A 26,439-nucleotide genomic window follows, 5' to 3' on the forward strand; every position below is an offset into this window, starting at 1 on the left:
TTTTGCATGCGCTATTTAATGCCACGCATACCTTTGATGATTTTTGGTACAAATGCTAAAACAATTAAACTAACTACAACTGCAATACTACCTAAAAATAGGAAGTAGTTTTTGTGTCCAAGAGGTTCGATTAGTTTTACTAATGTACCATTTATAGCCTGCGCACAGGCATTAGTTAACAGCCATAAACTCATCATCTGTGTGTTGAAAGCTTTTGGAGCAAGTTTAACTGCTGCACTGTTACCTGTAGGTGATAAACAAAGTTCACCGATTACACAAATGATATAAGATAAAATAATCCAGTTGACACTAATATCGGTACCGCCAGCTGAATGACCGATAAAACCAATCATTATGTAAGAAGCACCTGCTAATATTGCGCCTAGAACAAATTTTGTGGCTATACTTGGTTGGCGTCGAGCCATTTTTGCCCAAATCAATGAAATCACTGGTGCTAGTAATACAATAAATAATGGATTGATCGACTGGAAGAGCGTAGGACCGAAATCTGCTTTCCATCCAAATATATTTAATTTCATATCACTGCTTTCAAACGCAAAGAGGTTAAGTACGTTGGCACCCTGTTCTTGAATTGACCAGAATATTACACCGAGTATAAATAGTGGTATAAACGCTATTACTCTTGAGCGTTCATCATCTGTGATTTCTTTACTTCGAATCATAATTGTGAAATATATGATAGGTAATGCCACACCTAGTATGAGTACCGTTGTACTAACTAAGTTAAATGATAATGTACCTGTTAAGCCGGTAATTAATAATACCGCTGCAATGATTACGATGATTGCAGCAAATAAAATGCTATATTTCTTTTTCTCGCTTTTATTTAATGGGTTTGTTGGTTTTGAACCAATTTGCCCTAAATTTCTTTTATTGAAAAATATATACCATACGAGTCCAAGTGCCATACCAATCGCAGCGATTAAGAAACCACCGTGGAAGTTACCTGTATGTACAAAGCGATCTAAAATAATTGGTGAAATTAATCCACCTAAGTTAACAGACATATAGAATATAACAAAACCAGCATCTATACGTGTATCTCTATCAGGGTATAATCTACCGACAATATTTGAAATGCTTGGCTTCATTAAACCAGAACCCACAATAATAAAGAACATAGAAATAAATAGTCCTATAATATCTAAAGGTAAACTTAAGAAAATATGTCCAATAATGATCAACACGCCACCGTAAAATGTTGCTGCGCGCGTCCCTGTAATTCTATCGGAAATCCATCCACCCAGTACAGATGTCATGTATATCAGTGCACCGTATACTGCCATAATAGACTGTGCAGTGCCTTTATCCATACCTAGTCCGCCATCTTTGATAGCGAAATACATGTAGAAAATCAGCAAGGCACGCATACCGTAGTAGCTGAACCTCTCCCAAAATTCAACAAAGAATAATACGCCTAGCCCCTTAGGATGTCCAAAAAATCCTTTTTGTGGAATAGATTGAACTGCTTGTTCATGGGCTTTATCTTGATTTTGCATAAAAACATTCCCCGTCCTTTCATACTCCCTATAAGAATGTATAAAAATGATTTTACGCTTAATTAAATTAAATTTCAATAATATTCTCAAAACAACAATATTCAAAATATTCTGATTTATTATCACTGTATATAAACATAAATTTTTATTTAGTTATATTTAAATTGTTGGCAGTGTATTTTTACAAAAAAATAAACAATATAGAAATCTTTAAAACCAGATCTCTATATTGCTTATTAAAAAATATTATCGTTTAAGTGATTAATATATACCTTTCATTGCACGTTTTACTTTTGGTGAAATAATCAATAATATAACTCCGATAACAACTGCAACTAATCCTGAATACATAAAGTAATCACTTTGATCCATTTTTGTGTATACAACAACGAGTTGAGCGTTAAGACCCTGTGCTGTTGCGTTACTTAACATCCACAAGCTCATCATACGCGCCGTGAATGTGACTGGTGCTAGTTTTGTAGTAGTTGATAAACCGACTGGAGATATACAAAGTTCACCGATAGTAATTAATAAGAAACTGAGTACAAGCCATAATGGGTTTATTAAGTCATTGCCTGTAGCCAATGGAATAATCATGACTAGATAGGAGAACCCAGCGATAATAGCACCATAAGCAAATTTATGCACCGTAGGCGGATTCTTTTTACCTAATTTAACCCATAGCGTTGCAAAGACTGGCGCTAAGAGAATGATAAACAATGGATTTAAAGATTGTGCCCATGAGGCAGGAATTGAAAAATCAATTAATCCGTTCGTTAATACAGACATTTCTAGTTGTGTCTTTTTATCTGCAAATGTTGCGAGAATCGTTGACCCTTGTTCTTGTATCATCCAAAAAGCAACAGATGTAATATACAAGGGTATGTAACTATATACACGTGAACGTTCATCTTTCGTAACGTCTTTATGTAAAATCATATTAATAAACAAGTAGATTGGTAATACGATACCTAAAATGGTAATTAAAAAGCTGAAGTTTTCTAAGCTTAAGGCATTATTTAAATGTAGAATTAATAAATATGCTAAAAATAATACAATAATACCTGAACTAAATAACACGAACTTTTTGATTTCTGGTTTAGTTAAAGGATTCGGCACGTTACGACCAGCCAAACCTAAATTCACCTTACGTTTTAGTGCATATACTACTAAGCCACAGAACATGCCGATAGCAGCTACTAAGAAACCTGCATGGAAACTTACTCTAGTTTGTAAATAACCTGTAAGTAATGGCGCAAACAAACTACCAAAATTAATCCCCATATAGAATAAAGTAAATGCAGCGTCTCGTCTTACATCATTACGATCATACAGTTCACCAACAGTTGATGAAATGTTTGGTTTTAATAGACCAGTACCTGCAATGATGACTGCGAGCGCAACCATTACTAATGTTAAATTATTAGGTAAGGACAATAAAATATGCCCAATCATGATCAGGAATCCACCGTAGAAGACAGCGCTTTGTGTCCCGGTTATCCGATCTGCAATCCATGCCCCAATAACACCTGACATATAAATTAAAGTTCCGTAAATTGCGACAATTTGCATTGCCACGGCTTGGCTTAAACCAAAACCACCCTCAGCCACACTATAATAAAGATAAAATATTAGTATCGCTTTCATACCATAATAACTGAATCTCTCCCAAAATTCAGTGAAAAACAGTGTTCCTAGTCCTTTTGGATGTCCGAAGAACCCCTTTCTCGGAGTACTTTTCATAATTTCCTCGTGCGTGTAACTTATCTGTTTCATAATTTCCCTCCCCTAAATGGTTGGATTTATTTTATAATGTTTTCACATAAATAACAAGTGTATATATCAATAGTACAAAATTATATAAGTAAGCGTTTTAATATCTAAATGAAATAAATAAAAAAATAATCCACACGAATTATTTTTAGTTCGTGTGGATTATTCATAGTAGGAATGAATTAACGATTATCTATTTTTTCTGGATAGAGGTCATGATTCATTAAACGATGTTCTGCCATTTTTTCATATTTACTGTCAGGGCGGCCATAATTTGTATAAGGGTCTATAGATATACCACCACGAGGCGTGAATTTGCCCCAAACTTCTATATAATGTGGATCCATTAAGTCGATGAGATCATTCATAATAATATTCATACAGTCCTCATGAAAGTCACCATGATTTCTAAAGCTAAATAAATATAGTTTTAATGATTTAGATTCGACCATTTTAATATTTGGGATATAAGAAATATAAATTGTAGCAAAATCAGGTTGACCTGTAATAGGGCATAAAGATGTGAACTCAGGGCAATTAAATTTAACAAAATAATCACGGCCTGGATGTTTATTATCAAATGATTCTAATACATCTGGTCGATAATCAAAATCATACTTATTGTTTTGGTTTCCTAGTAAAGTAATGTCATTTAAATCTTCTTGTTTACGTCCTTCAGACATCGTAATTGCTCCTTTAATATTTAGATTTTTGTTCCTTTTTCTGAATTGTTAGCGGTTGGCGTCTGGCTTTTTCAAACATATAATAACTTGCACCAATGATAATGATGTAACCTAAAATAGCATAGAAATCTGGTGATTCGCCAAATAAAATAAAACCAAATAACGCAGTGAAAATAATAGATGCGTACGTAAATATTGAAATATCTTTAGCTGGTGCAAAACTATATGCTAAAGTAATACCTATTTGACCAGCAGCTGCAGCTAAGCCAGCACCGATTAAATAAACAACTTGCATGACAGACATTGGTTCGAATGTAAAAATCGTAAATGGAATGAGAACTATTATAGAAAAGAAAGAAAAATAAAAAACAATCGTATAAGGTGCTTCTCTACTACTTAATGCTCTAACACAAGTGTAGGCACTTGCCGCGAAGATACCTGATAACAATCCACCAATCGCTGGTATCATTGATGAGGAAAACTCAGGTTTTACAACGAACAACATACCAAAAATGGCTACAATCATAGCAACAAATTGATAGTTGCGTACTCTTTCATTTAAGAAAATTAAACTAAGTAGTATCGTCCAAAAGGGATTCAATTTCATTAATGTGTCTGCATCACTGAGTATCATATGGTCGATGGCATATATATTTAATAATACGCCAATCAAACCAAGTGCAGAACGAGATATTAATAAAGGCTGACTACTTAATTTACCAAAAAGTGGTTGCTTATATTTAAATATAAAATACAAAGGTATAAACATCGCTACTAGGTTTCTTGCCAATGATTTTTGAAAGACAGGGAGATCTCCAGCTAATCTAAAAAAGACAGACATAAAGCTAAAGCCAACTGCAGAAATTAGAATAGCAATAATACCTTTTATTTTTGGATTCACATACATCGCCTCAATTTTAAAATTTTAACGTATCTATATTAGCATAGTTAATTAGAAAATGTATATATGCTTGAAATTAAAGTAGAAATATATTAAGATAATATACGAACAAACGTTCTATTAAGGAGCATATAATCGAGAAAATTTAAAAGTAATTTAGAATAGTAATTAGTTCGAAAATATAATATATGAAGCGCAATATATATGAGGGTAGATTAAGTAATGCAGGTATATCAAGGCTTAAGAGAAAATTAAAAAAAGCAAGCATTGAGACTCTAAAAATGACAAAAATATTTTTTAAATTTTTAAAATTGATTTTAAAGTTGAATTGGTGCCATTTTCATACTGTTTTCATCGTTTTGTCATAAATTAAAGACTTTTAATAAGGCGATGAGTTATGTATAATGAAACACATAATATAGTATTTCTGGCCAGGACAAAACACAATATATTGTGTTTTGATACGTGGTCAATTTATTTATAATAAATCAAATTTTAAGTAAAATCACACAGTTTTAGGCTTTGAATAATGACAAATAAGGCATTAATACTTAAATGTTGAGTTTTTACATACCTACTTATAGATTTACAAGTTACTATATATAGTGGTTACTTCAATCATTTAAAACACATTCAAATAATAACACCTCGACAGCCTTACATTTTTTGATTTTCCAACTTACGTATATCTATTAGAAAGAAGGTGATCCAATGAAAGTGGTATATTTTTCGTTTTCCGGCAATGTGCGCAGATTTATAAAAAAAACCGAACTGACAAATGTTATGGAAATCACGCAAAATAATTGTTCAGAGAGAATAGAGGAGCCATTCGTTTTGGTCACTGGAACAATAGGATTTGGTGAGGTACCCCAACCAGTTCAAGCGTTTTTAGATGTGAATGATGATTTGTTAAAAGCTGTTGCAGCGAGCGGAAATCGTAACTGGGGACAAAATTTCGCAAAAGCTGGACGATCAATTTCGGAACGATATCAAGTTCCACTATTATTGAAGTTTGAAGTACAGGGCACTGCAGACGATATAAATGAATTTAAAGATAAGGTGGGAAATTTCAATGAAGATTATGGACGAGAAGAAATACAATCATATTGAATTAAATAATGAGGTTACAAAACGAAAAGATAATGGTTTCTTTAATTTGGAAAAGGACCAAGAAGCGCTAGCAGTTTATTTAGAAGAGATTCAAGATAAGACAATCTATTTTGATACTGAAATTGAACGTTTACGCTATCTTGTAGATAACGATTTTTATTTTGATGTTTTTGAAAAATATTCAGAAGCGGATTTACAAGAAATTACAGATTATGCTAAAAGTATAGACTTTCGTTTTGCCAGTTATATGTCAGCTAGTAAATTCTTTAAAGATTATGCGCTAAAGACAAATGATAAAACACAATTCTTAGAAGATTATAAGCAACATGTTGTGATTGTTGCACTTTATTTAGCAAATGGTCATAAACCGACAGCTAGACAACTTATTTCAGCTATGATTGAACAACGTTACCAACCAGCAACGCCAACATTTTTAAATGCAGGACGTGCGCGTCGTGGTGAGCTCGTGTCATGTTTCTTATTAGAAGTAGACGACAGTTTGAATTCAATCAATTTTATAGATTCTACAGCGAAACAGTTAAGTAAAATTGGTGGCGGTGTTGCTATTAACCTATCTAAATTGCGTGCAAGAGGAGAAGCGATTAAAGGCATTAAAGGTGTAGCAAAAGGCGTATTACCTGTTGCTAAATCTCTTGAAGGCGGATTTAGCTATGCAGACCAATTAGGACAACGTCCTGGTGCTGGTGCGGTGTACTTAAATATTTTCCATTACGATGTAGAAGAATTTTTAGATACAAAGAAAGTTAACGCAGATGAAGATTTACGTTTATCTACCATTTCTACTGGATTAATTGTACCTTCAAAATTCTTTGAATTGGCGAAAGAGGGTAAAGACTTTTATATGTTTGCACCACATACAGTTTATAATGAATATGGTGTAACGTTAGATGATATTAATTTAGATGAATACTATGAAAGTTTAGTAGCCAATCCAAATGTTGATAAAAAGAAAAAAGACGCTCGTGAAATGCTAAATATGATTGCTCAAACACAACTACAATCTGGTTATCCTTATCTAATGTTTAAAGATAATGCGAATAAAGTACATCCTAACTCTAATATTGGTCAAATTAAAATGAGTAACTTATGTACAGAAATCTTCCAATTACAAGAAACGTCTATTATTAATGACTACGGTACAGAAGACGAAATCAAGCGCGATATATCTTGTAACTTAGGATCTTTAAATATTGTTAATGTTATGGAATCAGGAAAATTCAAAGATTCAGTGCATACAGGTATGGATGCATTGACAGTGGTTAGTGATGAAGCAAATATTCAAAATGCCCCAGGTGTTAGAAAAGCCAATAGCGAGTTACATTCAGTTGGATTAGGCGTTATGAATTTACATGGTTATCTTGCTAAAAATAAAATTGGTTATGAATCTGAAGAAGCAAAAGATTTTGCTAACATATTCTTCATGATGATGAACTACTATTCAATTGAAAGATCCATGGAAATTGCAAAAGATAGACAAGAAACATTTAAAGACTTTGATAAGTCAGATTATGCCAATGGTAAATATTTTGAGTTTTACACTTCGCAAACATTTGCACCAAAATATGAAAAAGTACGTAAATTATTTGAAGGCTTAGAAATTCCTACACCTGAAGATTGGAAAGCATTACAAAAAGAAGTTGAAACTCACGGTTTATTCCATGCATATCGTTTAGCGATCGCACCAACACAAAGTATTTCTTATGTACAAAATGCGACAAGTTCAGTTATGCCGATAGTTGATCAAATTGAACGTCGTACTTATGGTAATGCAGAAACATTTTACCCAATGCCTTTCTTATCACCTGAAACAATGTGGTACTACAAATCTGCATTTAATACTGATCAAATGAAATTAATTGATTTAATAGCTACGATTCAAACACATGTGGACCAAGGTATTTCTACAATTCTTTATGTAAATTCAGAGATATCAACACGTGAATTATCTAGATTATATGTTTATGCACATCATAAAGGATTGAAATCTTTATATTACACTAGAAATAAATTATTAAGTGTTGAAGAATGTACAAGCTGTGCAATATAAAACGAAACTTTTTAATTAATGAAAAAGATATATGAATCTTGAAATAACGCATATGTTTTAAATGCAAAAAGGTGAGGCATTAAGTGAATGTCATTTAAATCAAAGTGTATCGACATTATAGAAATATAGTCACTTATGCAAAGGGATAGAAAATCTAAAAATATATTTAGATTTCTGTCCCACTTTCTGTGTTTTATAAATTAAACAAATATTTACTAGATAGGGGAATTATCTAAATGAAAGCAGTCAATTGGAATACTCAAGAAGATATGACAAATATGTTTTGGCGACAAAATATTTCGCAAATGTGGGTAGAAACTGAATTTAAAGTTTCAAAAGATATTGCAAGTTGGAAAACATTATCTGATGAAGAAAAAAATGCATTTAAAAAGGCATTGGCAGGTTTAACTGGTTTGGATACACACCAAGCAGATGATGGTATGCCATTAATTATGTTACATACAACAGATTTACGTAAAAAAGCGGTATATTCCTTTATGGCGATGATGGAACAAATTCATGCTAAAAGTTATTCTCACATCTTTACAACATTATTACCATCTAGCGAAACAAACTATTTATTAGATAAATGGGTCCTAGAAGAACCACATTTGAAATTTAAATCGGATAAAATTGTAAATAATTATCATAAATTATGGGGTAAAGAAGCATCTATTTATGATCAATATATTGCACGTGTATCAAGTGTTTTTCTAGAAACATTTTTATTCTATTCTGGTTTCTATTATCCTTTATATTTAGCTGGACAAGGTAAAATGACGACTTCAGGAGAAATTATTCGTAAAATTTTATTAGATGAATCTATTCATGGTGTATTTACTGGTATGGACGCACAAAGTTTACGCAATGAATTGTCTGAAAGTGAAAAACAGCAAGCAGACCAAGAAATGTATAAATTATTAGATGAACTATATAAAAACGAAGTTTCTTATACACAATCTTTATATGATGATATCGGTTTAACTGAAGATGTGCTTAACTATGTAAGATATAATGGTAACAAAGCACTATCAAACCTTGGATTTGATCCGTACTTTGAAGAAAGAGAATTTAATCCAATCATCGAAAATGCATTAGACACATCTACAAAAAACCATGATTTCTTCTCTGTTAAAGGCGATGGTTATACTTTAGCGCTAAATGTTGAAGCATTACAAGATGAAGATTTTATTTTTGAAGACTAAATTACAACTGTTTAACTATCATAATGTAAAAGTTGTTGATAGCAGATGTATGAAATATAAGTAAATTTTAAGCACCAACAAACGTCAATTTCTATTGGAATTATATAGAGATTGACGTTTTTTATTTATTAAAGTTTTGTTCGTTGCACTAATATTTTACACATTTTGTGCCAATACAATTAATTTAAGCACGTGCTTAAATTTATTTAGTATTTGCATTAGTTAGCCAACTGAAATGTCAAAAATTTTTATAAATACATAAATTCAAAAGAATACATTTGACTAAAAGGTTTTGTTTTTATTTTGAAAATTTTGACATAAATAGAGAATTGTTTTGATAATCTCTGTTATAGCTATTGAATTTACATGCAAAGATGATAAAATTTAACTTATAGGCATTGATAATGATTATCACATTCAATGAAACATGACGTTTATGAAAGGATTAATTACTCACTATGAAATTTTTACTCAATGGTGTTGTCTTAGCTATTATTTTATTCTTTTTAACTATCCTTTCTTTATTTATAGGCGTTAGCAAAGTATCAATTACTGATATTTTTCATTTAACGCATGAACAATTAAATATCATCGTGTCTAGTAGGATACCCAGAACAATAAGTATATTAATATCTGGAAGTACTTTAGCACTTTCTGGACTAATTATGCAGCAGATGATGCAAAATAAATTTGTGAGCCCAACGACAGCAGGGACTATGGAATGGGCAAAGTTAGGTATTTTAATATCAATGATATTTTTTCCGCAAGAAAACATTATTATTAAATTAATATTTGCGGTGATATTAAGTATTGGTGGCACATTTTTATTTGTTAAATTAGTTCAATACATACGATTCACTGATGTTATTTTTATTCCGCTTTTAGGTATTATGCTTGGTGGTATTGTGTCTAGCTTAGCAACTTTTCTTGCTCTAAGAACCAATACTGTACAAAGTGTAGGCAACTGGCTCAATGGAAACTTTGCCATCATTACGAGCGGTAGATATGAAATATTATACTTAAGCATTCCTTTATTGATACTTACATATATATTTGCCAATCATTTCACGATTGCAGGGATGGGGAAAGATTTTAGTAATAACTTAGGCGTCAACTATGAAAAAATAATAAATATTGGTTTATTTATAACTGCAACTATAACAGCACTTGTAGTTGTTACAGTAGGAACGCTGCCATTTTTAGGTCTAATTGTTCCGAATATTGTGTCAATATTCAGAGGTGACCACTTAAAGCAAGCATTACCTCACACAGCAATGTTAGGGGCGGTATTTGTTATGTTTTCTGACATAATTGGTAGGATTATTGTCTATCCATATGAAATAAATATTGGTTTAACAATTGGTGTCTTTGGCACGATTATTTTCTTGATCTTATTGATGAAAGGAAGACACAATTATGCAAATTAGTGCTAAATCAAAGTTAATGATATTAATTGCTGTCACTTTAATTGCTGCTTTAATATATCTTTTCATCGGTATTGATTTTGAAATTTTTAGATACCAGTTTATCAGTCGTTTTCGAAAGCTTGTGCTCATGATATTGGTAGGTGGAGCAATTGCAGCTTCAGTAGTCATCTTTCAAGCAATTACAACGAATCGTTTATTGACTCCATCAATTATGGGACTTGATGCTGTATATATGTTTGTGAAAGTATTGCTAGTATTTGTGTTTGGCGTACAGTCTGCATTTGTAACTAATATATATTTAAGTTTTGCTACTTCGCTGTTGGTTATGATTGTATTTTCATTATTATTATTTCAAGGTATCTTTAGAATTGGCGATGTGTCGATATATTTAATTTTACTCATTGGTGTTATATTAGGTACTTTCTTTAGAAGTATAACTGGATTTTTAGAACTGATTATTAATCCTGAAGATTTTTTAGCAGTTCAGAGTTCAATGTTTGCCAATTTTGATGCTTCCAATAGTAAATTGGTAATGTTGTGCGGCATTATATTAATTATTTTAATCATTATTACAGTGATTGCGATACCATATTTAGATGTGCTTTTATTAGGAAAAGACCAAGCAATTAATTTAGGTTTGTCCTATAAAATGATTACAAGATTATTGCTCATACTTGTTGCGATATTAGTATCTGTCTCTACTTCATTGGTAGGTCCGATTACATTTTTAGGATTGTTAACAGTTAATCTGGCGCATGAATTGATGAAAACCTATGAACATAAATATATATTACCGGCAACAATCTGTTTAAGTTGGTTGAGTTTATTTATTGCACAAGGTGTAGTAGAAAATTTATTTGAAGCGACGACGCAAGTAAGTATCATTATTGACTTAGTAGGTGGAACGTACTTTATCTATCTATTAATTAAAAGGAGACATGCGAATTGATACGTGTTCAAGGATTAAATAAAACCATTCAAGATAAAACGATTTTAAATGACATTAATGTAGATATAAGTAAAGGGCGTTTAACTTCAATGATAGGACCAAATGGTGCAGGTAAGAGTACTTTACTTTCAGCAATTACACGACTGATCGATTTTGATAAAGGGACAATTGAGATAGAAGGGAAAGCTATTTCTGAATTTAAGAGTAATGAATTGTCTAAAAAATTATCAATTTTGAAACAGGCTAATCATACTGAGTTAAATATTACTGTTGAGCAACTCGTAAATTTTGGAAGATTCCCATATTCAAAAGGCCGTTTAAATGAAGCAGATCGGGCGCAAGTTGAGTATGCACTTGAGTTATTGAATCTTAAAGAAATAAGACATCGTTACCTAAAAACATTATCAGGTGGCCAACGACAACGGGCATATGTAGCTATGACGATAGCGCAGGACACAGAGTATATATTGCTGGATGAGCCATTAAATAATTTAGATATGAAACATTCAGTTCAAATTATGAAAACGTTACGTCAACTCGCAAAATCACTCAATAAAACAATTGTTGTTGTGATTCATGATATTAATTTTGCTTCGTGTTATTCAGATGACATCATTGCATTGAAAGATGGAGAAATGGTCAAAGCCAGTACTAAAGATGAAGTTATACAAGAAAATACGCTCAAAACATTGTACGATATGGACGTTAAAATTGAAGAAATTCGCGGACAACGCATTTGTGTATATTTTGATGAAGAAACAGCAGATTATGAATTATCTATATTACAATCCGTTTAAAATGGAATGATTTATATTGAAGGGAGTGATGCAGCTGCAACGTTGCTCATTTTAAACGGCATATTGAAATGGTGATTAACTTTAGTATTCCAGGAGGATTAAACATATGAAGAAATTTGCTTTGTTTATGGTAATAGGTTTAATGTTTTTATTAGTAGCATGTAGTAATGGTGGCTCAGACGATAAAAAGTCATCGGATACAAAATCAGATAGCAATGAATCAAATAAAACAGTTAAGATAGAAAATGATTATAAAGCTAATGGAGAAAAACGTGATGGAAGCGATGCTAAATCTGTAAAAGAGACAGTTGAGGTTCCAGTAAATCCTAAAAACACAGTTGTGTTTGATTATGGTGCATTAGATACATTAAAAGAATTAGGACTTGAAGATAAAGTTAAAGCAGTTCCTAAAGGTGAAGATGCTAAATCATTACCAGATTTTTTAAGTGAATTTAAAAATGATAAGTATTTAAATACTGGTAGTTTAAAAGAAGTTAATTTTGACAAGGTTGCAGAAGCAAAACCAGAAGTGATATTCATATCTGGACGTACAGCAAACCAAAAAAACTTAGATGAATTTAAAAAAGCTGCACCAGATGCTAAAGTTGTTTACATAGGTGTAGATAATAAAGATGAAGTTAAGTCGCTTAAAGCAAATGCTGAAAAAATAGGTAAAATTTATCAAAAAGAAGACAAAGTTAAGTCTCTTAATAAAAAATTAGAAGATAAAATAGCAAGTATGAAAGAAAAAACAAAAGATTTAAAAGACCAAAAAGCGTTATATTTGTTAGTAAATGAAGGTGAATTATCAACATTTGGTCCTGGAGAACGTTTCGGTTCTATGATTTTTAATACAATGGGCTTTACACCAGCAGATAAAGAAATTAAAGAAAGTAATCATGGCCAAAATGTTACAAATGAATATGTTGCAGAAAAAAATCCTAGCATTATTTTTGCGATGGACCGAGGTCAAGCTGTAGCAGGTAAATCTACTGCTAAAAAAGCATTGAGTAATGATGTCATCAAAGATGTTGATGCGATTAAGCATGATAAAGTATATGAATTAGATCCAAAACTTTGGTACTTCTCAAGTGGTTCGACGACAACTGCGATTAAACAAATTGAAGAAGTCGAAAAAGCAATAGATAAAAAATAATAATAGACATGAGTGGGGATTGTCTTAATAATGCATACTCAAAGCAGTGAAAATCACTTTAATCGTGAATTCACTGCTTTTTTGATATGGATGATGCGTTCTGCTTACAAGAAGATATAAAATGTAACTGTGCTAATCTCAATTGTTTTTTGGTTGGCTCAATACTAGAATGGAATTGAGCACTTAAGTAATAAATTGATTTAAAAACTTGTATAATGAATAAAAATAGTAAAAGAAGGTGACATAAAAATGATTTTAGATAATGTAAACCCAAATGATTTATTTCCAACAGAAAAGAAAGGTCCTAGTGTACTAGGTACGATAGAGTATTCTGTACAAGGTTCTACAGAATTTGAAGGTGCATTTATTGCTACAAATGAACGTATTATTTTAAATGTAGATATGAATGGAGAATTCTATTATAGAAGTATTGGTTATGATGAAGTAGAGAAAATTACATACGAAGACGGTCGCATTCATTTCACGTTTAATATTGGGCCTATGCCGATGAAAAATATACAAAAAGGTGATGCAGAAGCGTTTGTACAATTTATAAAGGACAAAATAAACGCACAATAGGAAGATAGTGTTTGAATGAACTTGTGTATGTCATGTTTATGTTTATTTTTACAATGGTTTAAATAGATAAAAGAGCGACGTAGAAACTTGATTAGAAAATAAATTTCTGCGTCGCTCTTTTTGTTTAGCGTTAATTATATAGAAAAGTAAGTGCTGTAATGATATTTACAACGATTATTAAAATGTGCATCACAGTTTGGACACGCTTCAATCAGCATATATTCATTGATTGTCATTTCGTGTCTGCATACACCACATAAAATAGCTTTTGTATTAAATTCATCAGCATCCCATCTTTGTATTGAATGAGAGGTGTCCTCATTATGACATTTATAACATGGATAGTATTTATTACAGCATTTGAATTTAATTGCTATTACATCTAATGGTGTGTGGTAGTGTGTACAACGTGTTTCATTATCTACAGTTGCACCGTATACTTTCGGCATCTTATAACACTCCTAACGTTCAATAGGATGTTCACCAATTATTCTAACTTCTGGATGAAGTTCAACATCAAATTTTGCTTTAACCGTTTTTTGCACGTGATGGATTAAATCTTCGTAGTCAGTTGCAGTACCTTTATCAACGTTTACCATAAAGCCTGCATGTTTCTTAGATACTTCTACGCCACCTATACGATAGCCTTGTAGGTTTGAATCTTGTATTAATTTACCAGCAAAATGTCCTGGTGGTCTTTGGAAGACGCTACCACAAGATGGGTATTCTAAAGGTTGTTTCGTTTCTCTTCTATCAGTCAAATCATCCATTTTCTCTTGGATATCTTGTAAATTGCCAGGCGCTAATGTAAATGCAGCTTCTAATACAACTAAGTGTTCTTTTTGGACGATACTATTACGATAATCTAACTCCAGTTCTTTGTTTGTCAGTGTGATTAGATCTCCCTTTTCATTAACACATAGTGCATAATCAATACAATCTTTGACTTCACCACCATAAGCACCTGCATTCATAAATACAGCGCCACCAATTGAACCTGGGATACCACAGGCAAATTCTAATCCAGTAAGCGCATTATCACGTGCAGTACGTGACACATCAATAATTGCAGCACCGCTTCCTGAGATGATTGCATCATCAGAAACATCAATATAATTTAACTGAAGTAAACTGATAACGATTCCTCTGATGCCACCTTCACGGATGATGATGTTTGAACCATTACCTAGATATGTGACGGGTATATCATTTGTGTAGGCAAAATGGACGATAGCTTGGACATGCTCATTTTGGGTTGGAGATAAATAATAATCGGCTTGACCTCCCGTCTCAGTGTATGTATAGCGCTTTAGCGGTTCGTCAACTTTTATAATATCTTTTGGAACTATTGCTTCTAATTCTTTTAAGATGTCATCTTTATGCAATTATAGAACATCCTTTCCTGTTGAATTCATTTATATATTATACCAATGATTTAACATGTTTGCTAAATAGTATATCGTTTTATTGAAAACGATTAAGTTAATTTAATATTTTAGTGATTAAAGATTAGTTGTGTGTGTTCGATAAATCTTTATTAATTTTTCGGAGTAGTTGTTTGAAAAGTAATTGTTTTTGATTTTCATATTCACGAATTAGTACTGCATCTGTCGCTAAATTATACTTTTGCTTTCCAAAGTTGGTTGCTGAAGATGAGTTTATTGTTAAGTAATGATTTGTCTTCAGATAATCATTATAAAGTTGTGAATCTATTTGAACAATATGTAATCGAGCAATTTGTCTTAAATCAATGAGATTATTAAATTGAGCCATTACTACTTTTTTATGATATGGATGGTGAAGTCTATAAAACCCTTCATAATTTAATCTTTTTTCATCTAAAGCAGTTATATCATGTAAATCATTGACGCCAACTAAAACATCTAAAATAGGTTCAGTAGGGTAGTTGAAGTGACTCGTTCCTCCAATATGATGTGTTGTTTTTACAGGAGTATCTAAGAGTGTCAATAATTTATGACGTAGCATCTGATATTGTTTAATAAAAGTTTGTTGTATATCTTCATTGATAAAAGGTTGAACATTCGAATGCATTGAATTAAATCACTCCTTTAAATGATCAAAATAAATTGTTAAACTGTAAATTCTGGAATAATATATCATATATTATTTTCAAGTTAAATAAGTTTCTGTATAATACGTAATGATAAGGAGTGCAGAAATGAAAAAATTAATGTGCTTTGTTTTATTAGTTTGTTTTGCCGTAGTACTTGTCGCTTGCGGACATGAAGGTGCCAACGAATTTAAAGATTTCGATAGTACATTAACTGACGTAAAGCAAAAAGAAAAGGAATTTAATAAAGTAATGGATTCTATTGATTTAGAAAACATTAATGATTTAAGTAAAACAGATATGACTGATAAAAACAAAAAAGAATTCAATCAATTGCAAAATAACTTGAATAGCAAGTTAACACCTAAACTTGAAGCATATGAGAAATCTACCAAACATCTGCCAGCAAATTCTGAGGAAACCAAGGAATTAAAATCAAAATATTTAGCATCTGTCAAAAAGAAAAAAGCTGCCATCGAGGAAGTTAAAACATTTGTAGATTTATACAATCAAGCAGTTAAAGCGAATGAAGATATTTTAGATTATACAAAACTTTTTGAAAAGAATAGATCAGAAGTAGAAGAAAACATGAAAAAAGCTAATAATGCTGGTGAAAGTGTTAAAGGCTTTAAAGAGAAATTGGAACAAAATAACAAAGATTTAAAAAATACAGCGGAAAAAGAATCCAATTCTACAAATGCTAAATCAGAGAAGCAAGTCATTGAAACTCAAATTATGCCATTAATAAAAAAACAAATTAAAGACTTGAACAAGGCAGAAATAACAGATGGCTATGTGAATGATGCGCGTAAAAACACGATTGAGATGTACTATAGCTTACAAAATTATTATGAAACAAGAGAAGAAACAATTGAAATTGGTGAAGCAATCGCTAAAATAGACATCAATAAATTACCTAAAGAAAGTGAAGATTTAAAACATTATGATAAGGATTTTAATAAACGCTATGCCGAATTAAAAGAAAAATATCAATAATAAATTAATCGGGTAAGTTATGAGATTTGTAATAAACTGTTAACAATAAAAAGGGAATTGTGTATAATTGGAAACAATGATATGTGAATATCATTGGAATTTCACACTTTTAGAGACAATGTGGTGTGTTAAATATTTTTAGAGGTGAATAGAATGGCTATAAAGCTGAGTTCGATTGACCAGTTTGAGCAAGTTTTAGAAGAAAATAAATATGTATTTGTGCTGAAGCATAGTGAAACATGTCCAATTTCAGCAAATGCTATTGATCAATTCAACAAATTTTTATATGAAAGAGATATGGATGGTTATTATTTAATCGTACAACAAGAGAGAGCTTTATCAGATTATATAGAAGAAAAAACAAATGTTAAACATGAATCGCCACAAGCATTTTATTTTGTGAAGGGACAAGCGATTTGGAATGCAAGTCACGATCATATTAATGTAAAATCTTTGGCAGGCGCTGAAGAATAAAAAATAAATATTTAATAAAGAAACGCTTGTTAAGCTTTAAGTTATATTAAAAGGTTTAACAAGCGTTTCTTATAATGTGAAAAAATGTGTTTTGACATGTATAATATAAAGTTGAATTAGTAATGCATCTATGTGCATAGATGTATATTATTTATGTAACTATTGTATTTATCATCAATACGATGTTTGAACGTGATTACCAACCTTAAGTGTGATGATATTTTTACCAGCGGTTTAGTAGCATATGATTTGTGCTAATTTTAACACAAAGTGAAATGATACTTAGTTTGATTTCTGTACAGTTGAATTAAATATATCAATTAATCACAGCTATTTAAAATTTATAAGGTGTGGAAATCACGTTAACTTAAAAATAAAGCTATGAAAATTACAATGTAATATTAATATTAGAGGTGACAAAATGAAAGTATTAGTAGCAATGGATGAATTTAATGGTATTATATCTAGCTATCAAGCCAATCGGTATGTAGAAGAAGCGGTTGCTAGTCAAATAGAGAAGGCTGATATTGTTCAAGTACCGTTGTTTAATGGTCGGCATGAACTGATGGATTCTGTCTTTTTATGGCAGTCAGGTACCAAATACAGAGTGGTTGCACATGATGCAGATATGAATGAAGTAGAAGCTATTTATGGTATTACTGATAATGGTATGACAATTATTGAAGGTAATCTATTTTTAAAAGGTCAACGTCCAATTATAGAAAGAACAAGTTATGGTTTAGGTGAAATTATACTTGATGCAATAGAAAATGGTGCTGAACATTTAATTATTTCGCTAGGTGCTATTGGTAGTTTTGATGGTGGTGCTGGCATGCTTCAAGCACTCGGTGCTAAATTTTATGATGACGAGGCTCAAGAAATCGATGTTACACAAGGCAGTCGTGTTTTAAAATATATTCGTCGTATAGATGTATCTCAAGTTAATCCTAAGTTGAAAGATATTAGAATCCAACTTATGTCAGATTTTGATAGTAAATTATATGGTAAAAATAGTGAAATCATGCAAACATATGAAACGCATCAAATTTCGCATCAAGAAGCAAGTGAGATAGATAATTTAATATGGTATTTAAGTGAGATGTTAAAAGCTGAATTAAAAATCGCACTAGGGCCTATTCAAAGAGGCGGCGCTGGTGGGGGTATAGCTGCAATGTTAAATGGTTTATATAGTGCTGAGATTATGACGAGTCATGAACTGGTAGACCAAATTACGCATTTAGAGTCATTAATTCAACAAGCAGATTTAATAATTTTTGGTGAAGGTGTGAACGAGCAAGATCAAATTTTAGAAACGACTACCGTTCGCTTAGCCGAGCTAGCTACAAAATATGACAAACCGTCAATCGCAATTTGCGCAACAGATGATAAGTTTGATTTGTTTGAATCGATGGGTGTAACAGCAATGTTTAATACATTTATAGAAATGCCTCAATCTTTTACAGATTTTAAAATGGGAATTCAAATTAGACATTATACGGTTCAAGCGATTAAGCTATTAAAAACACAGTTTGATGTTAATAAATAAAATATAAATGCAAAACCGTCAATTTCTATTGTAATTATATAGAAATTGACGGTTTTTTAAATTCTACAAAAATCAGCAGTTGTTCGAAGTTACAATTATAAGACATAAATTTAATAAAAATTATTTTTAATACACATACGTATGATAAGAAACAATACTACCATAATGTTGGCACCCAGTGGTATCGTCTGATTAACAAATACAAGTTTGAGGTTTATACGAAATATGTGTTGGACTAGCATGCACAATCCAAATTGTAAGGTACAAAAATAAAAAAAGGGAGTAGGACAAAAATCTAATCTTTGAAAAGATTTCGTTGTCCTACTCCGACAAGGATGATGAGCATTGAAAAAGTACAAAATGACCTCTATATCCGAGTCATTTCTATTTAATCATTCTTTTGATAAGTTTGTACGACTTCTTGAGCGATACCTACTATGACATCTACAGCTTTTTCCATGACATCGATAGAAGCATATTCGAAAGGTCCATGGAAGTTATCACAGCCAGTAAAAATGTTAGGTGTTGGCAATCCCATAAATGATAGTTGTGAACCATCTGTGCCACCACGAATCGGTTCAGTATTAGCTGGAATATCTAACTTGTCAAAGACACGTTTAGGAATGTCTATAACATGTGGTTTTGGCTTAATTTTTTCTCCCATATTGTAATATTGGTCGTTTATTTCAACTTCGATCGGTTCATCTTCAAAATGACTATTGATATCATTTTTAATTTCTACTAAACGTTTTTTACGTAAATCAAATTCATGCTTATCATGATCACGAATAATATAGTAAAGTTTCGCTTTCTCAACATCACCATCAAATTTCATTAAATGATAAAAACCTTCATAACCCTCTGTACGTTCAGGCACTTCATTTTGAGGTAAAAGAGCGTTGAATTGTTGACCTAATAGCACAGCATTAACCATCGCATCTTTAGCAGAGCCTGGATGAACATTAACACCGTGACAAGTTACAATCGCTTCTGCAGCATTAAAACTTTCATATTGTAACTCACCAAATTGGCTGCCATCCATTGTATATGCAAAGTCAGCATTAAAACGTTCAACGTCAAATGCATGTGGTCCTTTACCAATTTCTTCATCAGGTGTAAAAGCTACTCTGATGCGACCGTGTTTGATTTCTGGATGCGATGTTAAATATTTTAAAGCTTCCATAATTTCAACGACACCAGCTTTATCATCTGCACCTAATAATGATGTGCCATCTGTAACCATTAAAGTATGTCCCTCTACTTGTTTCATAGCAGGAAAGACATCTTGACTTAAAACTCGATTTGTATCGCCGAGCTGAATCGGTTTCCCATCATACTGCTCAATAATTTGTGGATTGACATTTGTAGCATTAAAATCGGGTGAAGTATCAACATGCGCAAGAAAACCAACAGTTGGAATAGCTTCGTTAACATTACTTTCTAATGTTGCAAACAAGTATCCATTTTCATCAACATCAGTTTCTAGTCCTAAATCTGTTAATTCATCATTCAATAAATTCAATAAATCCCACTGTTTATTAGTGGAAGGTGTTGAATTTGATTGTGGATCAGATTGTGTATCAATTTTGACATATCTTGTAAGTCGCTCAATAATATCATTTTTCATAAAAACACCCCTTATGCTCTGTTATTCATATTATATGATTTCTTATATATTTTACCATTCATTTTACCAATGTGTTGTTTTATGCGTGTATAAAGATAATAAATAATCTCTGCACATAAAATACCAAAGGCAATTGCACCTGAAATAAGTGTTACTTCGAGAAATGTATTGACGGCATGTGTATATTGGTTGCTCACTAAATAGCGTGTTGCCTCATAGGCAAGTCCACCAGGAACGAGTGGGATGATGCCAGGCACAATAAAGATGATGACTGGTCTTTTATAACGTCTACTCATGGTATGACTCATAATTGCCAATATAAAACTTCCTAGGAACGAAGCCATTACCTTTCCTAGTTCTACATCAAGTGTCACTTTATATATAATCCATCCCATAGCACCAACGAAACCGCAAGCTAAAAGGAGACGTCGAGGTGCATTAAAAATAACAGAAAATAGCATTGTCGCTAAATAACTAACAATAAATTGTAAAACATAGTAGCCAATGACCATTTGAGCACTCCTTTTTAAAATATTAATAAAACGATTGCGACACCAGCACCTATAGCAAATGATGTTAAGGCCGCTTCGACACCACGAGACATACCAGCGATAAGTTCGCCTGCCATGAGATCTCGAATAGCATTTGTAATTAAAATACCAGGGACTAGTGGCATGACGCCTGCAATGGTAATAATATCTTGGTTTGCTGCCATGCCTAATTTTGAAAATGTAGCTGCTATTGTAATAACAACCGCAGCACTAATAAATTCCGAAAAGAATTTTATTTGTATATAACGTTGAACAAAATCAAAAGTTAAAAATGCACCAGCTCCTGCAAGAATTGCAAAAAAGAAGTCATTCATAACACCGCCAAACATAAATAAGAAAAAACCACATGCAATGGCAGCAGCAAAAAATTTAGTGATAGATGAAAACTGTAATGATGCATGGTGTAAATGAATAAGTTCAGATTTTGCTTCATCTATACTTAACTGATTATTAGAAATCTTTCTAGATAAACTATTGGTTAATGCAATTTTTTCTAGATCAGTCGTCCGCTCACGTATACGGATAAGTCTCGTGTTTGTTCGATTATTGAGTGAAAAAATAATCGCTGTAGATGTAACAAAACTATATGTATCATCTAAGCCGAAACTTGCTGAAATTCTATTCATCGTATCTTCAACACGATAAGTTTCAGCACCGCTTTCAAGCAATATTCTGCCTGCAATGAGCACAACGTCAATCACTTTATCTTCATCAATGATAGTGATCGAATCAGACATAGCTGGGCACCTCCTAAATTTTTCATAAATCAATTGAAAGTTTACCGTGTACTAAGGTAACTTTCAATAATATTTATTTCAGTATAGATTGTTTTTATAATTACCTCCTATATTGTAACAAACTTAAATTTGTAAATGATATGTTTTATTTTAAAAATATTGAAGGAATGCTTATGCATTGTTAAATCTTACGAGTGTTTTTATGTTTTCAATAATATTTTTAGAGTTTTACTTTCAAAAGAACTATGCGATGAAATACATTAATGTAGATGTTTAAATAGCCGCTTTCATAATATAAATTAAAAAAGCTTGAGATATAAATAACCATTCTCAAATCAAAAAGGATTAATCCACTTTATATGGAATGGTCCTCTTTATATTTAAAATATTACGATTTTGATCGTGCATGCTTGCCTGGGGATATGGCTCGAGCCTGTAGTCTCTCACACATACTATTACCCTGGGCGTCAGCACATTACAAAATCGGTACAATATATAAATTAATATTCAAAAAACAAGGCACTTTCATATAATTTAATAAACATTCACTCGAATATCAGTTCGAGGAATAAATAAACTTAAACAAGAACTTGGTTTTGTATTAATGGCATTTCATAAAACTAAAGAAAACGTCAATTTCTATATCTTCTCAATAGAAATTGACGCTTATTTTTTAGTCAGAGATATTTATGTCCCAGACTCTTGAAAATGGCTTCATTTTATTTAGTTATAATTTAACAATAGGGTTAAACATGACTTGATTACGTCCTTCATTTTTAGCCATATGCAACATATCATCTGCGACTTTAAAGACGGTACGTTGAGATTTATAATCATCTTTAGTTAAGTATCCAACACCAATAGAAACTGATAATTTAATAATTTCTTTATTTGGTAAATGGAAAGTAGATTGTTCCACGCCTTTACGGATACTTTCACTTAATTTAACGCATTGATCTAACGTATAGTCATATAATACTACAGAAAACTCTTCGCCACCGTTACGGTAAATACTAAATTGTTCTGGCACGTAGTTTTTCAGTAATTGTGCGATTTGTCGTAATACAGCATCACCAGAATCATGTGAATACATATCATTAACATCTTTAAACCCATCAATATCGATGAGTAGTAAACCTAAACTTTCATCATTTTCTTCTGCAATACGTGTTGTTTCATTCAAATGTCTATCGAATTCTTTAACATTGCCTAAACCCGTCAAATAATCAAATTTATCTTCATTCTCATAGCGGTTTACTAAAGAGAAGAAATGCCAAATATCTACGAATGTAATCGAAGAAGTGATTGTTAAAATGAACGATAACGGTATCATATATAATACTTCTTTAAATTCATAATATGGACTGATAAATGACAAGAGGACAAAAATGACTAGCGTAATTAAGTTGAGTATTTGTAATGAGATGATGTCATTTTGTTTTAAAAATGGTCCTATTGCTCCGACAATGATGGCTATTACAATTAAGATCATTGCAGTTATAATCGTATAATCGCCAATTAATACATTAACTAAAGACACGATAAACGCTGCTAAAACTGTATAAACCATATTTGTATATCTACCTAAAAATAAAATCGGCACAAAAGATAAATAGAGTACATATTCATTGAAGATAGGGACAGGCTTTACAGATAATAATAATGCTACAATGGTCATTAAAACCGTGACGTATTCTTTTGAAAACACCATATTTTTATTTTCAGAGTACTGTAATCGGTGGAATAAATAAATTCCTGCGACAGTAACCGCAATATTGTAAATAATAGCTTCAAACATTTTTCTTACGCTCCTTTAAATACACACTTAGTCATTGTAAGTGAAAAGTTACATTTTGTCATCATTGATATTTAGAAATTAATAACATTTGTTTAAAATTCATGTTAGAATACTTATTTGAGTGATTGTAAAATAAATAAATTGTTTATTCTATAAAAAAGAAAGTGAATTTCTGCGTTGAATCTTACTAATGATTACATTACTATTTGTATTACTAAAAGTACATCGTGTATTATAGACTTAATTGAATCATTTATAGAATTACTCGAAATATATAAAGTTAATTATGTTTTAAAAACACACATGTGTATATCCATTCCAAATATGATTTCATATTTGGAATATTTATAGAGATTTTAAATTCAAATTCAAAAATATAAAGACTTAAAATAATGAAGGTGAACTGATGTATACGTTATTATTAATCATTTTTTCAATGATTGTCAGTTTAATACTTACTCCCATTGTCATAAAGGTTTCCCATAAATTGGGTGTTGTTGATCAACCTAATTTTAGGAAAGTACATAAAAAACCAACTTCTGTCTTAGGTGGTACCGTGATACTACTTTCCTTTTTATTAGGGATTTGGTTAGGACATCCAATTGAAACAGAGGTGAAGCCACTCGTCATTGGGGCAGTATTAATCTACTTAGTAGGATTGATAGATGATATCTATGATTTAACGCCAATCGTAAAATTATTAGGCCAGGTGGTTGCAGCACTGGTTGTCGTTTATTATGGTGTAACCATTGATTTCATCTCTTTACCGATTGGACCAACAATACATTTTGGTATATTAGGTATCCCTATTACAGTGATTTGGATTGTTGCGATTACCAATGCAATCAACTTAATTGATGGTTTGGATGGTTTGGCTTCTGGTGTAGCAACAATCGCATTGATGACTATTGGGTTTATCGCAATATTACAAGCAAATATATTTATAATTATGATCTGTAGTGTGCTTATCGGTGCGTTATTAGGTTTCTTATGTTTTAATTTTCATCCTGCTAAAATATTTTTAGGGGATAGCGGCGCATTACTTGTTGGCTTTATTGTTGGTTTTCTTTCACTCTTAGGTTTTAAAAATATTACATTTGTGTCTTTATTCTTCCCGATTGTTATTTTAGCAGTACCGTTTATAGACACTTTATTTGCTATGATACGACGTGTGAAAAAGGGCCAACGTATTATGCAAGCGGATAAGTCACATCTACATCATAAATTACTAGAGTTAGGTTATTCACATCGTCAAACAGTTATTCTGATATATTCAATCGCATTGTTATTTAGTCTTTCAAGTATTATTTTATATTTATCGCAACCATGGGGCGTACTCATGATGCTTGTACTCATACTCATTACAATTGAACTCATTGTTGAATTTACAGGATTAATAGATGACGATTATAGACCACTCTTAAAATTAATTGAAAATAAAGAACGACATAAAAAAGATGAATAGTTAGACTACTAATTAGAACCTGAGATATTAATATCTCAGGTTCTAATTTTGTTTTATGAACAGCGATAAATTAAAGCAACGACTGATATACTTACTTTTTTAAATTTCACTTTAATTACAAATATCAATGCATATCAGTAAGGTTTTTTCATTCTTTTAACTTTGTAGCAGGATAGATATTATTTATGATGGATGGTGCATATAAATAACTTGAAATAGCTATACTTCAGGTTGTTGGTATGTCAAATGGTAACTTAATGATATCTTGCTCAACTAAATCATAGTTACCAGAAGTAATTTTATTTAGAAAAGCAATAAAATCATCATATTCCGCTTCTACCACATCTATTTGATAACTCACTTTGTCTGTGTAATTTGTGTTTCTTAAGAAGAAAGATGTTTGCGCTAATTCATATTCAAATTTACCAGTAAGATCATAATCAATAGTGATTGTAGTTGGTATTGCTGAGCGTAAAGCAACACGCCCCACTTCATAAATGACATCTCTCACGGCGCCACTGTAGGCTCTTATTAAACCGCCGCCACCCAATTTTATACCACCGAAATAACGCGTAACTACGACACAAACATTGTGAACTTCTAGTTTTTTTAATATTTCTAGCATTGGTACACCTGCAGTTCCACTTGGTTCTCCATCATCATTTGCTTTTTGAATATTCATTTGTGCTCCAACCGTATAGGCAGAACAATTATGTGTTGCTTCTCGATGTTCTGATTTCACCAAGTTTATAAAGTCTTTAGCTTCTGCTTCAGAGTCAACAGGTTTGATATGGGCAATAAAGCGTGATTTGCTAATTACATTTTCTATCATATGTTCTTGCTTTATTGTTATGATCGATTCATCCATATTTAAACACTCCAGTCATAGTTTCAATCAATACATATTATTATACACGGTTCTGAATTCAAGTTTAATGTAAAAATAAATTTTCTTTTAATATAAAATAATGTATCATAGTTGTGAGTATAATTGAGGAGGATTATG

24 protein-coding genes are annotated in these 26,439 nt (G+C 31.6%); 12 read left to right on the forward strand and 12 right to left on the reverse strand.

Annotated features, from left to right (window positions below; genetic code table 11):
* Window positions 1-11 precede the first annotated feature (11 nt).
* The 4 genes from KA873_RS11120 to KA873_RS11135 all read right to left on the reverse strand — a co-directional run bounded on the left by KA873_RS11120 (window position 12) and on the right by KA873_RS11135 (window position 4,877).
* The gene (locus KA873_RS11120) at window positions 12-1,520 is read right to left on the reverse strand and encodes a peptide MFS transporter (RefSeq protein WP_210140381.1); all 1,509 of its coding nucleotides are present in this window, start codon (window positions 1,518-1,520) and stop codon (window positions 12-14) included.
* 261 nt (window positions 1,521-1,781) lie between these two features.
* Window positions 1,782-3,296 carry a peptide MFS transporter gene (locus tag KA873_RS11125; protein WP_107505191.1) on the reverse strand — a complete coding sequence of 505 codons (1,515 nt, stop codon included), beginning with the start codon at window positions 3,294-3,296 and terminating at the stop codon, window positions 1,782-1,784.
* Window positions 3,297-3,475: 179 nt separating this feature from the next.
* On the reverse strand, window positions 3,476-3,976 hold the full coding sequence (gene queF / locus KA873_RS11130) for a preQ(1) synthase (RefSeq protein WP_019469521.1): 501 nt from the start codon (window positions 3,974-3,976) through the stop codon (window positions 3,476-3,478).
* A 13-nt stretch (window positions 3,977-3,989) separates the two neighbouring features.
* Window positions 3,990-4,877, reverse strand: a complete 888-nt coding sequence (locus tag KA873_RS11135; RefSeq protein WP_107505192.1) for a DMT family transporter — start codon at window positions 4,875-4,877, stop codon at window positions 3,990-3,992.
* Window positions 4,878-5,588: 711 nt separating this feature from the next.
* On the opposite strand from KA873_RS11135, the gene nrdI reads away from it, so the two are divergent.
* The 8 genes from nrdI (at window position 5,589) to KA873_RS11175 (ending at window position 14,168) form a co-directional block, all read left to right on the forward strand.
* A complete protein-coding gene (gene nrdI, locus KA873_RS11140) occupies window positions 5,589-5,987 on the forward strand; it encodes a class Ib ribonucleoside-diphosphate reductase assembly flavoprotein NrdI (RefSeq protein ID WP_107385216.1) in 399 nt (132 codons plus the stop codon).
* Window positions 5,950-8,055: a class 1b ribonucleoside-diphosphate reductase subunit alpha gene (gene nrdE / locus KA873_RS11145; RefSeq protein WP_107521312.1), complete on the forward strand. Its 2,106-nt coding sequence runs from the start codon at window positions 5,950-5,952 to the stop codon at window positions 8,053-8,055. Before nrdI ends, nrdE begins: the two co-directional genes overlap by 38 nt.
* Window positions 8,056-8,291: 236 nt before the next feature.
* Window positions 8,292-9,260 carry a class 1b ribonucleoside-diphosphate reductase subunit beta gene (gene nrdF, locus KA873_RS11150; RefSeq protein ID WP_019469517.1) on the forward strand — a complete coding sequence of 323 codons (969 nt, stop codon included), beginning with the start codon at window positions 8,292-8,294 and terminating at the stop codon, window positions 9,258-9,260.
* Window positions 9,261-9,718: 458 nt separating this feature from the next.
* On the forward strand, window positions 9,719-10,687 hold the full coding sequence (locus KA873_RS11155; RefSeq protein WP_107385214.1) for an ABC transporter permease: 969 nt from the start codon (window positions 9,719-9,721) through the stop codon (window positions 10,685-10,687).
* Window positions 10,677-11,636, forward strand: coding sequence for an iron chelate uptake ABC transporter family permease subunit (locus KA873_RS11160; protein WP_107385213.1), 960 nt, complete (start codon window positions 10,677-10,679; stop codon window positions 11,634-11,636). Before KA873_RS11155 ends, KA873_RS11160 begins: the two co-directional genes overlap by 11 nt.
* Complete coding sequence (locus KA873_RS11165) at window positions 11,633-12,433, forward strand: iron ABC transporter ATP-binding protein (protein ID WP_040030228.1); 801 nt, start codon at window positions 11,633-11,635, stop codon at window positions 12,431-12,433. Before KA873_RS11160 ends, KA873_RS11165 begins: the two co-directional genes overlap by 4 nt.
* Window positions 12,434-12,539: 106 nt before the next feature.
* The gene (locus KA873_RS11170) at window positions 12,540-13,589 is read left to right on the forward strand and encodes a ferrated catecholamine ABC transporter substrate-binding lipoprotein SstD (protein ID WP_210140388.1); all 1,050 of its coding nucleotides are present in this window, start codon (window positions 12,540-12,542) and stop codon (window positions 13,587-13,589) included.
* Between the two features lie 249 nt (window positions 13,590-13,838).
* Window positions 13,839-14,168 (forward strand): PH domain-containing protein, encoded by a 330-nt coding sequence (locus KA873_RS11175; RefSeq protein ID WP_210140389.1) that lies wholly within the window; start codon window positions 13,839-13,841, stop codon window positions 14,166-14,168.
* A gap of 134 nt (window positions 14,169-14,302) precedes the next feature.
* Here the strand turns inward: KA873_RS11175 and KA873_RS11180 are convergent, their stop codons facing one another.
* The 3 genes from KA873_RS11180 to KA873_RS11190 all read right to left on the reverse strand — a co-directional run bounded on the left by KA873_RS11180 (window position 14,303) and on the right by KA873_RS11190 (window position 16,220).
* Window positions 14,303-14,617 carry a CHY zinc finger protein gene (locus KA873_RS11180; protein ID WP_107385210.1) on the reverse strand — a complete coding sequence of 105 codons (315 nt, stop codon included), beginning with the start codon at window positions 14,615-14,617 and terminating at the stop codon, window positions 14,303-14,305.
* Between the two features lie 12 nt (window positions 14,618-14,629).
* On the reverse strand, window positions 14,630-15,553 hold the full coding sequence (gene murB, locus KA873_RS11185) for a UDP-N-acetylmuramate dehydrogenase (RefSeq protein ID WP_107385209.1): 924 nt from the start codon (window positions 15,551-15,553) through the stop codon (window positions 14,630-14,632).
* 124 nt (window positions 15,554-15,677) lie between these two features.
* A complete protein-coding gene (locus tag KA873_RS11190; RefSeq protein ID WP_210140397.1) occupies window positions 15,678-16,220 on the reverse strand; it encodes a GrpB family protein in 543 nt (180 codons plus the stop codon).
* A 127-nt stretch (window positions 16,221-16,347) separates the two neighbouring features.
* Between KA873_RS11190 and KA873_RS11195 the strand changes: the two genes are divergently transcribed.
* The 3 genes from KA873_RS11195 (at window position 16,348) to KA873_RS11205 (ending at window position 19,255) form a co-directional block, all read left to right on the forward strand.
* On the forward strand, window positions 16,348-17,235 hold the full coding sequence (locus KA873_RS11195; RefSeq protein ID WP_119517880.1) for an EMYY motif lipoprotein: 888 nt from the start codon (window positions 16,348-16,350) through the stop codon (window positions 17,233-17,235).
* Window positions 17,236-17,388: 153 nt separating this feature from the next.
* Entirely contained in the window at window positions 17,389-17,709 is a 321-nt protein-coding gene (gene ytxJ / locus KA873_RS11200; protein WP_019469507.1) for a bacillithiol system redox-active protein YtxJ, read from the forward strand.
* A 421-nt stretch (window positions 17,710-18,130) separates the two neighbouring features.
* Window positions 18,131-19,255 carry a glycerate kinase gene (locus KA873_RS11205; protein WP_210140402.1) on the forward strand — a complete coding sequence of 375 codons (1,125 nt, stop codon included), beginning with the start codon at window positions 18,131-18,133 and terminating at the stop codon, window positions 19,253-19,255.
* Between the two features lie 388 nt (window positions 19,256-19,643).
* Here the strand turns inward: KA873_RS11205 and pepT are convergent, their stop codons facing one another.
* The 4 genes from pepT to gdpS form a co-directional block, all read right to left on the reverse strand.
* On the reverse strand, window positions 19,644-20,882 hold the full coding sequence (pepT, locus tag KA873_RS11210) for a peptidase T (protein ID WP_107383664.1): 1,239 nt from the start codon (window positions 20,880-20,882) through the stop codon (window positions 19,644-19,646).
* An 11-nt stretch (window positions 20,883-20,893) separates the two neighbouring features.
* Window positions 20,894-21,394 (reverse strand): threonine/serine exporter family protein, encoded by a 501-nt coding sequence (locus tag KA873_RS11215; RefSeq protein WP_107383665.1) that lies wholly within the window; start codon window positions 21,392-21,394, stop codon window positions 20,894-20,896.
* Between the two features lie 14 nt (window positions 21,395-21,408).
* A complete protein-coding gene (locus KA873_RS11220) occupies window positions 21,409-22,170 on the reverse strand; it encodes a threonine/serine exporter family protein (RefSeq protein WP_019469503.1) in 762 nt (253 codons plus the stop codon).
* A 727-nt stretch (window positions 22,171-22,897) separates the two neighbouring features.
* Complete coding sequence (gene gdpS / locus KA873_RS11225) at window positions 22,898-23,968, reverse strand: GGDEF domain-containing protein GdpS (RefSeq protein WP_107383666.1); 1,071 nt, start codon at window positions 23,966-23,968, stop codon at window positions 22,898-22,900.
* Window positions 23,969-24,374: 406 nt separating this feature from the next.
* Between gdpS and KA873_RS11230 the strand changes: the two genes are divergently transcribed.
* Window positions 24,375-25,433 (forward strand): glycosyltransferase family 4 protein, encoded by a 1,059-nt coding sequence (locus tag KA873_RS11230; RefSeq protein WP_019469500.1) that lies wholly within the window; start codon window positions 24,375-24,377, stop codon window positions 25,431-25,433.
* Window positions 25,434-25,659: 226 nt separating this feature from the next.
* Here KA873_RS11230 and KA873_RS11235 read toward each other — a convergent pair whose 3' ends face one another.
* Window positions 25,660-26,301 carry a YigZ family protein gene (locus tag KA873_RS11235; protein WP_119517671.1) on the reverse strand — a complete coding sequence of 214 codons (642 nt, stop codon included), beginning with the start codon at window positions 26,299-26,301 and terminating at the stop codon, window positions 25,660-25,662.
* Between the last annotated feature and the right edge of the window lie 138 nt (window positions 26,302-26,439).

It is taken from the genome of Staphylococcus sp. GDY8P45P (assembly GCF_017892745.1).
In the GTDB taxonomy this organism is placed as follows: Bacteria; Bacillota; Bacilli; order Staphylococcales; family Staphylococcaceae; genus Staphylococcus; species Staphylococcus cohnii.